Annotated in this window: 7 protein-coding genes, 2 tRNA genes and 2 rRNA genes; 8 read left to right on the top strand and 3 right to left on the bottom strand. The window is 60.8% G+C overall.

The annotated features are described in order from the left end of the window. Window positions 1–36 precede the first annotated feature (36 nt). The 4 genes from ICJ04_RS17935 (at window position 37) to rrf (ending at window position 3612) form a co-directional block, all read left to right on the top strand. Window positions 37–112 (top strand) — tRNA-Ala (locus ICJ04_RS17935). 20 nt (window positions 113–132) lie between these two features. Further along, a tRNA-Ile gene (locus ICJ04_RS17930) sits at window positions 133–209 on the top strand. 230 nt (window positions 210–439) lie between these two features. Further along, window positions 440–3323, top strand: a 23S ribosomal RNA gene (locus ICJ04_RS17925). Between the two features lie 174 nt (window positions 3324–3497). Next, window positions 3498–3612 (top strand): 5S ribosomal RNA (gene rrf, locus ICJ04_RS17920). 154 nt (window positions 3613–3766) lie between these two features. Here rrf and ICJ04_RS17915 read toward each other — a convergent pair. Further along, window positions 3767–4555 carry an alpha/beta hydrolase gene (locus ICJ04_RS17915; protein ID WP_223203093.1) on the bottom strand — a complete coding sequence of 263 codons (789 nt, stop codon included), beginning with the start codon at window positions 4553–4555 and terminating at the stop codon, window positions 3767–3769. Between the two features lie 47 nt (window positions 4556–4602). Further along, window positions 4603–5565, bottom strand: a complete 963-nt coding sequence (gene hemH, locus ICJ04_RS17910) for a ferrochelatase (protein WP_188325500.1) — start codon at window positions 5563–5565, stop codon at window positions 4603–4605. A 163-nt stretch (window positions 5566–5728) separates the two neighbouring features. Here hemH and ICJ04_RS17905 point away from each other — a divergent pair, with 163 nt between their 5' ends. The 4 genes from ICJ04_RS17905 (at window position 5729) to tatC (ending at window position 8188) form a co-directional block, all read left to right on the top strand. Next, entirely contained in the window at window positions 5729–6622 is an 894-nt protein-coding gene (locus tag ICJ04_RS17905; protein ID WP_188325499.1) for a YSC84-related protein, read from the top strand. 79 nt (window positions 6623–6701) lie between these two features. Beyond that, a complete protein-coding gene (tatA, locus tag ICJ04_RS17900; RefSeq protein WP_188325498.1) occupies window positions 6702–6932 on the top strand; it encodes a Sec-independent protein translocase subunit TatA in 231 nt (76 codons plus the stop codon). A gap of 15 nt (window positions 6933–6947) precedes the next feature. After that, a complete protein-coding gene (gene tatB, locus ICJ04_RS18440) occupies window positions 6948–7445 on the top strand; it encodes a Sec-independent protein translocase protein TatB (protein ID WP_223202938.1) in 498 nt (165 codons plus the stop codon). Further along, window positions 7442–8188 carry a twin-arginine translocase subunit TatC gene (tatC, locus tag ICJ04_RS17890; protein WP_188325497.1) on the top strand — a complete coding sequence of 249 codons (747 nt, stop codon included), beginning with the start codon at window positions 7442–7444 and terminating at the stop codon, window positions 8186–8188. The genes tatB and tatC overlap by 4 nt, the downstream gene beginning before the upstream one ends. Window positions 8189–8287: 99 nt before the next feature. On the opposite strand, the gene ICJ04_RS17885 is transcribed toward tatC, so the two are convergent. Continuing rightward, the gene (locus tag ICJ04_RS17885) at window positions 8288–9187 is read right to left on the bottom strand and encodes a BPSS1780 family membrane protein (protein WP_188325496.1); all 900 of its coding nucleotides are present in this window, start codon (window positions 9185–9187) and stop codon (window positions 8288–8290) included. Window positions 9188–9216 lie beyond the last annotated feature (29 nt).

Genomic DNA, 9216 nt, shown 5'->3' with positions numbered 1-9216 from the left:
ATTCAAGCCGGAAACGGTTTGAGGTGTCCCATTATCGGGGCCTTAGCTCAGCTGGGAGAGCACCTGCTTTGCAAGCAGGGGGTCGTCGGTTCGATCCCGACAGGCTCCACCATGGTTTGAGTCGACGCATTTGGGTCTGTAGCTCAGGTGGTTAGAGCGCACCCCTGATAAGGGTGAGGTCGGTAGTTCGAGTCTACCCAGACCCACCACTCTCTGAATGACATAGCATACTTACTAATTTATATGGATCGGCACTGTGGCCGGTACATGTTCTTTTAAAACTTGTGACGTAGCGAGCGTTTGAGATATCTATCTTGACGTGTCGTGAGGCTAAGGCGGAAGACTTAAATGTCTTCTTATTAATTGAGTCGTTATAGTTCGTATCTGGGCTTTGTACCCCCAGGTCATATATGTAACCCAAGGCAACTTGCGGTTATATGGTCAAGCGAATAAGCGCACACGGTGGATGCCTTGGCGGTCAGAGGCGATGAAGGACGTGGCAGCCTGCGAAAAGTATCGGGGAGCTGGCAACAAGCTTTGATCCGGTAATGTCCGAATGGGGAAACCCACCCGCTTGCGGGTATCCTGCAGTGAATACATAGCTGCTGGAAGCGAACCTGGTGAACTGAAATATCTAAGTAACCAGAGGAAAAGAAATCAACCGAGATTCCGTAAGTAGCGACGAGCGAACGCGGACTAGCCCTTAAGCTGATTTGGTTCTAGGAAAACAGTCTGGAAAGACTGGCCATAGAAGGTGATAGCCCTGTATCTGAAAGGGCCATTTCAGTGAAGACGAGTAGGGCGGGGCACGTGAAACCCTGTCTGAACATGGGGGGACCATCCTCCAAGGCTAAATACTACTGACCGACCGATAGTGAACCAGTACCGTGAGGGAAAGGCGAAAAGAACCCCGGAGAGGGGAGTGAAATAGATCCTGAAACCGTGTGCGTACAAGCAGTAGGAGCCTCGCAAGGGGTGACTGCGTACCTTTTGTATAATGGGTCAGCGACTTACTGTTCGTGGCAAGCTTAACCGTATAGGGGAGGCGAAGGGAAACCGAGTCTGATAAGGGCGCATAGTCGCGGGCAGTAGACCCGAAACCGGGTGATCTAGTCATGGCCAGGGTGAAGGTGCCGTAACAGGTACTGGAGGCCCGAACCCACGTCTGTTGCAAAAGACGGGGATGAGCTGTGATTAGGAGTGAAAAGCTAATCGAACCCGGAGATAGCTGGTTCTCCTCGAAAGCTATTTAGGTAGCGCCTCATATGTATCCTCTCGGGGGTAGAGCACTGTTATGGCTAGGGGGTCATCGCGACTTACCAAACCATTGCAAACTCCGAATACCGAGACGGACTGTATGGGAGACACACGGCGGGTGCTAACGTCCGTCGTGAAAAGGGAAACAACCCAGACCCACAGCTAAGGTCCCAAATTCACTGCTAAGTGGAAAACCATGTGGAAAGGCACAGACAGCCAGGAGGTTGGCTTAGAAGCAGCCACCCTTTAAAGAAAGCGTAATAGCTCACTGGTCGAGTCGGTCTGCGGGGAAGATTTAACGGGGCTAAGCAGTGAACCGAAGCTTGGGGTGTGCAACCTTCAGGGTTGTACGCGGTAGAGGAGCGTTCCGTAAGCCGTTGAAGGTGGATTGAGAAGTCCGCTGGAGGTATCGGAAGTGCGAATGCTGACATGAGTAACGATAATGCGGGTGAAAAACCCGCACGCCGAAAGCCCAAGGTTTCCTTGCGCAACGTTAATCGGCGCAGGGTGAGTCGGCCCCTAAGGCGAGGACGAAAGTCGTAGTCGATGGGAAGCAGGTTAATATTCCTGCACCTCGCGTAAGTGCGATGGAGGGACGGAGAAGGTTAGGCGTACCAGGCGTTGGTTGTCCTGGGGAAAGGCGGTAGGTTTGGATCTTTGGCAAATCCGGGATCCTTTAAGACCGAGCACCGAGACGAGTCTTTAAGACGAAGTCGCTGATACCACGCTTCCAGGAAAAGCTCCTAAGCTTCAGCTTACGCAGACCGTACCGTAAACCGACACAGGTGGGTAGGATGAGAATTCTCAGGCGCTTGAGAGAACTCGGGTGAAGGAACTAGGCAACATGGCACCGTAACTTCGGGAGAAGGTGCACCCTTTTTGGTGGCTCATGCGAGCTATAGCTGAAGAGGGTCGCAGTAACCAGGCCGCTGCGACTGTTTATCAAAAACACAGCACTCTGCAAACACGAAAGTGGACGTATAGGGTGTGACGCCTGCCCGGTGCTGGAAGGTTAATTGATGGGGTCAGCCGCAAGGCGAAGCTCTTGATCGAAGCCCCAGTAAACGGCGGCCGTAACTATAACGGTCCTAAGGTAGCGAAATTCCTTGTCGGGTAAGTTCCGACCTGCACGAATGGCGTAACGACAGCGGCGCTGTCTCCACCCGAGACTCAGTGAAATTGAAATCGCTGTGAAGATGCAGCGTTCCCGTGGCAAGACGGAAAGACCCCGTGAACCTTTACTATAGCTTTACACTGAACGTTGAGTTCGTCTGTGTAGGATAGGTGGGAGGCTATGAAACTGTGGCGCTAGCTGCAGTGGAGCCAACCTTGAAATACCACCCTGTCGTGCTTGACGTTCTAACCTAGGTCCGTAATCCGGATCAGGGACCGTGTATGGTGGGTAGTTTGACTGGGGCGGTCTCCTCCTAAAGAGTAACGGAGGAGCTCGAAGGTACGCTCAGCGCGGTCGGACATCGCGCACTGTGTGCAAAGGCATAAGCGTGCTTGACTGCAAGATCGACGGATCAAGCAGGTAGGAAACTAGGACTTAGTGATCCGGTGGTTCTGTATGGAAGGGCCATCGCTCAACGGATAAAAGGTACTCCGGGGATAACAGGCTGATACCGCCCAAGAGTTCATATCGACGGCGGTGTTTGGCACCTCGATGTCGGCTCATCACATCCTGGGGCTGTAGTCGGTCCCAAGGGTATGGCTGTTCGCCATTTAAAGTGGTACGCGAGCTGGGTTCAGAACGTCGTGAGACAGTTCGGTCCCTATCTGCCATGGGCGTTGGAGATTTGAGAGGGGCTGCTCCTAGTACGAGAGGACCGGAGTGGACGAACCTCTGGTGTTCCGGTTGTCACGCCAGTGGCATTGCCGGGTAGCTATGTTCGGAAGCGATAACCGCTGAAAGCATCTAAGCGGGAAGCGCGCCTCAAGATGAGATCTCCCGGGGCACAAGCCCCCTGAAGGAACCATATAGACTATGTGGTTGATAGGTCAGGTGTGTAAGTACAGCAATGTATTGAGCTAACTGATACTAATGATCCGTGAGGCTTGACCATATAACCTCAAGTTGCCTTGGCCGACATGACATGTCGATAGATCCAAGTGCACGCTACGTCACAAGACCAAACGAGAGGCAGGCGCTGTAGGCGCGTCTCTTTGTAAAGCAGGGCACTAACGTGCCCCGCTCCCTGCAAAGATGCGACGACCCGCGGCGACACTCCAAACGCCTCCCTGGTGAAATTAGCGCTATGGAACCACCCGATCCCATCCCGAACTCGGAAGTGAAACGTAGCTGCGCCGATGGTAGTGTGGCTCAAGCCATGCGAGAGTAGGTCATCGCCAGGGTTTATACCCCGAAACCCCGTTGCTTACGCAACGGGGTTTTTTTTATGCGCGAAATGATAGTGACGGCCGCTGGCCGTCAGCGGCCTGCCGCTGCGCTCGCCGAGCGTGGCTCGGCGCTACCCATAATGGTTTGGCGCGACCGGAAACCGGAGCTTCAACCCAGGAAGGCGGAGATGATCGCGGCGACATCCGCCGGTCGCTCCATGTGCACGTGATGCGTGCCGGGCAGCAGGGCCAGTTGGCCTTGCCGCAGGTGCTTCAGTCGCTCACTGCGCAGAGGCTCTGGATAATAGGATTGCGCCGGCGTGGCATAGATCACCTGCACGGGGCAGGCAATCGCCTGCAGCAGGTTGTCGATCTGGCCTTCGGTAAGTCGTAGCGCGGTCGGCAGCATCAAGCGCTGATCACTGCGCCAGCTATAGCCCCCCGGCACCTCGCGTACGCCCCGTTCCACCAGAAGGCGGGCGTTGGCTTCGCTCAGCTGGTTGGCCATCATCCGGGCGCGGATGGGGGCCGCCATCGTGGGAAACACGCGGAGTGGGCGGCCGCTGCCATGGCGACTGGCCTGGACGTGATCGCGCAGCCGTTGGGCGGTTTCTTCCTCCGGTCCGCGCAGGCCACCCAGCGCCTCGATCGCAATCAGTCGCTCGACGCGCTCGGAAACGGCTGCCGTGAGGCTCGCGATCCCGGCCCCCATGGAGTGACCGAGCAGCGTAAACGTGTCCCAGCCCAACGCATCGGCCACATCCAGCACATGGCAGATCGCCGCCGGTGTGGTGTAGCTGGCACCCTGGGGCAGGTGGCTGCTGTGCCCGTGTCCGGGCAGGTCCAGAAGGGCAATGTCCCGTCCTGGCAGATGATCAAGCAGCGGGACGAAGCTGGCCGCATTGTCCAGCCAGCCATGCAGCGCCAGTACGCGCGTCCCCTCGCCCGTTCGACGCAGGCCGCTCGCCGTCTGACCGCCAAGGTCGAGGGTAAACGGCTCCAGGCTCACCGCAAGGTGTCCTCCGCCAGCTCTGCCAAGGCCGCAGCGTGCGCGGGGTCATCGTTGAGGCAGGGAATGTAGCGCATCTCGGCGCCACGTTCGGCCAAGGTACGGCCGAATCCCAGCGCCACTTCCTCCAGCGTCTCCAGGCAATCGGTGGCGAAGCCCGGGCAGACGACGTCGATCTGTTTCACGCCACGCTCGGCGAGCGCCCACAGGCTCGGTTCGGCATACGGCTGCAGCCATTTTTCGCTGCCGAACCGCGACTGATAGCCCATCTGCCATTCGTCTGCAGACAAGCCCAGCGCCTCGGCGATGGCGGCCGCGCTTGCCTCGCACTGACGGGGATACGGATCCCCCGCATTGGCGACGCGTTGCGGGATGCCATGGAACGAGAACATCAGCATCTGCCCACGCCCGTTCTGCTGCCACCACTGACGGATGGACCCGGCTACCGCAGCCACCCACGCGGGGTGGACCGGATACTCCTTGATCAGCGTGACCTGCACGTCCGGATTGCGGCGGCGCCATGCGTCCACCAGGTCCTCGACCGAGGCCGTGGTGGTGGTCGAATACTGCGGGTACAACGGAAGGACGGTCACACGGCGGATACCGGCTGCCTTGGCGGCGTCCAGTTCAGCACCCAGCGCAGGGGACCCATAGCGCATCGCATGCCGAACGCGGCGCCCCGGCATCAGCTGCTGCATGGAGAGCGCGAGGTTTCGCGTGTGCACCATCAGCGGGGAGCCGTCTTTCAGCCAGACCTGTGCATATTTTTCCGCCGAACGGGGGCCGCGCAAGGGAAGGATGACCCCGTACAGCAAGGGCTTCCAGAAAATGCCCGGGATCGCGACCACGCGTCGGTCTGACAGGAATTCAGCGAGGTAACGCCGGACCGCAGGCGCGGTGGGCGCTTCGGGGGTGCCTAGGTTGACCGCAAGCACGGCGGAATCGGGAGCGTCGAGCATCAGCTATTGTCGCCTATACGGTCTGCGGGAGGGATGAGACTGCTCTCGGACTGCAATCAACGAGCTGAATCGGAGACCGACCCTGCTCAGAACAGATTCATTTCCGGGCGCCTAGTTTCAACAACTTGCTATATCTTCTTCGTGAACTGATACGGAGTCCGACATGCCTCGTTTTCGCCTTACTCTGCTGGTGACCGCCGGCCTGCTGTTGACCAGCCAGGCTGCGCTGGCCGGACCCCAGGAAGACCAGCGTGCCCGCAACGCGGTGCGCGTGCTGGCCGAGATCCAGGGCATGCCCGAGCAGGGCATCCCGGACAAGCTCCTGGATGAGGGCCGCGCGGTCATCGTCATTCCTGACACCATCAAGGCGGGTCTGGTGATCGGTGGTCGTCGCGGCCATGGCCTGATGTCGGTCAAATCGCCGGATGGCAGCTGGTCCAATCCGGTCTTCATCAAACTGACCGGCGGCAGCATCGGCTTCCAGGCAGGTGTGCAGTCGTCTGACGTGGTGCTTGTGTTCCGCAACGACCGCAGCCTGGAGAATCTGGTCAATGGCAAGTTTACCCTTGGTGCCGACGCCGGAATCGCGGCCGGTCCGGTGGGCCGCAATGCGGCCGCCGCGACCGATGGTCAGCTGAAGGCAGAGATCTGGTCGTGGTCGCGTGCGCGCGGTCTGTTCGCCGGCGTCGCGTTGGACGGTGCGGTCCTGCAGATCGACGATGCTGCCAACCTTGACGCCTACGGCAGTGGCACGACGCCGCGGATGATCTTCGAAGGGCGTGCTGCCGGCGCGCCTTCGATGGACGTGGTGGCATTCAGGGATCGCCTTGAAGAAGCGACCTATTCAGCACGCAACAACCGCGGCACCAGTGCGACTCCGCCCGCACCGCGCAGTGCCGCACCGGCGGTGCAGACCGCACCCCAGGTAACGCCACCGCCAGCGGCGGAAGCGACCACCGTGCCGATGCAGAACGTTCCTGCCGCGCCGCCGCCGCAGCAGGGCTTCCAGCCGGTGACCGAAGGCGAGATCCGTACGGAGTCGCTCGACGGCAACTGACTTCCAGCATGCGCACCGGCCCCCGGTCGGTGCGCTATGCTCGGGGTCCTGATTACTGAAAAACAATTGCGAGCATGTCATGGGCAGTTTCAGCATTTGGCACTGGTTGATCGTGCTGGCCGTGGTCCTGTTGGTGTTTGGCACCAAACGGCTGACCAGCGGCGCCAAGGACCTCGGCTCGGCGGTCAAGGAATTCAAGAAGGGCATGCGCGACGAAGACAAGCCCGGCGCGCAGCTGGGTGATGAGTCGCGTCAGGATGCCTCGCGCAGCAGCACAGTGCAGGACGAGCGCGACCGCGACCCGCGTTGATCCGGAGGCGGAGCGGTGTTTGATATTGGTTTCAGCGAGCTGCTGGTCATTGCGATCGTGGCATTGGTGGTGCTTGGCCCCGAGCGGTTGCCGAAAGCGGCGCGTTTTGCCGGGCTGTGGGTGCGCCGTGCGCGCAATCAGTGGGATTCGGTGAAGCAGGAGCTCGAGCGCGAGCTGCAGGCTGAAGACATCAAGCGGCAGATGCAGGACGTGCGCCAGTCGATGCAGGATACCGAGAGCGAGCTGCGTGCCAGTGGCGAAGCTGCACGCCGACACGTGCAGGACGTGGATGCGCAGGGCCGCACGCTCGCCGACGAGATCCACAGCACCGAGAAGCTGAGTGAAACCTTGAGTACGGCTGCGCAATCCGTACCTCCGGCGATGCCGGAGGCGGACGCTGCGATCAATCCTGATCCGGCCCGGGTGACCGATGGGCCCGCCGTCGCCTCGCCTGCCCGCCCCGATCCCAACGACGTTACCGGTGATGCACGACGTCCGGAGAGCACGCCATGAGCGAGCATGAGTTCGGCGAGAGTTCGCTGGTGGAACACCTGGTGGAGTTGCGTGCGCGTCTGGTACGGGCGCTGCTGGGGCTGGGTGTGGTGCTGCTGGGCCTGTTGCCGTTCTCGCGCACGCTCTACACCTACGTCGCTGAGCCGCTGATCTCCCAGCTGCCCAATGGGCAGTCGATGATCGCCATCAACCCGGCCGGTGCCTTCTTCGCCCCGTTGAAACTGACCTTCTTTGTCGCCCTGTTCGTGGCGATGCCGTGGCTGCTGTATCAGCTGTGGGCGTTCGTTGCCCCCGGTCTGTACGCACGCGAAAAACGACTGGCCGTCCCCATCCTCGCCTCGTCGGTGCTGCTGTTCTACATCGGTTGCGCGTTCGCCTACTTCCTCGTGCTGCCGGCGGTGTTCCACTTCCTCACCACATTCCGACCGGACGTGATCGCCATTACGCCGGACGCGAACGCCTACCTGGATTTCGTGCTGGCCATCTTCTTCGCCTTCGGTGGCAGCTTCGAACTGCCGGTGGCGATGGTGATCCTGGTGTTGCTGGGATGGGTGAGCCCGGCGCAGTTCAAGGAAGGCCGCGGCTATGCGGTGGTTGGCATCTTCGTCCTGGCCGCCATCCTGACTCCCCCCGACGTGGTGTCGCAGCTGATGCTGGCGATTCCGATGTGCCTGCTCTACGAGCTGGGCATCCATGCGTCGCGATGGCTGGTACCGTCCAGCACCAAGCAGACCAGCAACTGATCCGCTGCGCCCGCCGGACGTGGCGCGGCGCTACCGGGCAGGTGTAGCGCCGAGCCACGCTCGGCGAGCGCACGGTCCATCAAATCCAGCAATGGGATATCAGGCGTGGAATACGTTGGTGGGGCCGCTGTCGGGCAACGCCGGCGGCTCGCCTTCCGTCCCGAACATCTGCTTCCACGCGCTGTAGACGGCACCGGCGAACACCGGCATCACCACGCCCATCAGCAGCAGCTGGGCTGCGAACAGCGCCAGCATCGCGCCGCCGACCAGCTGGGCGATCATCGCCACGATCATCACCAGGAAATACACGGCGAACACCGCCACGAAGGCGAGCAGGAAGAACACCAGCATCGGCAGCAGGTTGTGCGCGCAGGCGCGCAGGCTCAGGCGCAGTGCCTGCAGACCGTTGCGGTGCTCGAACATCACCTGCGGCGACAGCGTGAACAGGGCCAATGCGACGCCGATGAACACCACCAGCACGCACAGCAGCCACAGCAGGATCCTCCCCGCCGGCAGGCTGGCGGCCAAGGCCTCCATTTCCGCCGGACTCGGCTGGCCGCCGGACTGGCTGAGCTCGTTGAGCTTGGTCATCACCTCGCTCAGCTGGCCCAGCCCCGAGCTGCCGATGAGCAGCAGCAGCAGGATGCCGAGCACCAGCCCGGCCACCAGCTGGGGCAGCAGCGACACCAGCAGCTGCGGCGCGCGACCCTCGTGCAGGCCCTGCAGCAGGTGCGCGGGCAGCGCCGGCCGACCCTGGTCGACCTCGCGTACCGCCCAGACCAGGCCACCGAAAATCAACGGGCCAGCCAGCGCCATCACCAGCTGCGCCGGCAGCGCGAGCACCGGCACCATCGTCGCCAGCGCCGTTACCAACAGGGCAGCCAGCGCCCAGATCACGCCCAGCGTGCCCAAGCCCACCGGCGCCTTGCGCAGCAGGGTGAAGCCGGACATCAGCCATTCCGCACCGGCGGATGCCGGAAGCTTGCGAATCTCGCTCATACGAATCCGAAATACAGGGGGAGGTGCAG

Origin of the sequence: Stenotrophomonas sp. 169, from assembly GCF_014621775.1 — a bacterium.
Taxonomy (GTDB): Bacteria; Pseudomonadota; Gammaproteobacteria; order Xanthomonadales; family Xanthomonadaceae; genus Stenotrophomonas.
The sequence above is the reverse complement of the archived record's forward strand: the minus strand, read 5'-3'. Positions and strand labels throughout refer to the sequence as shown.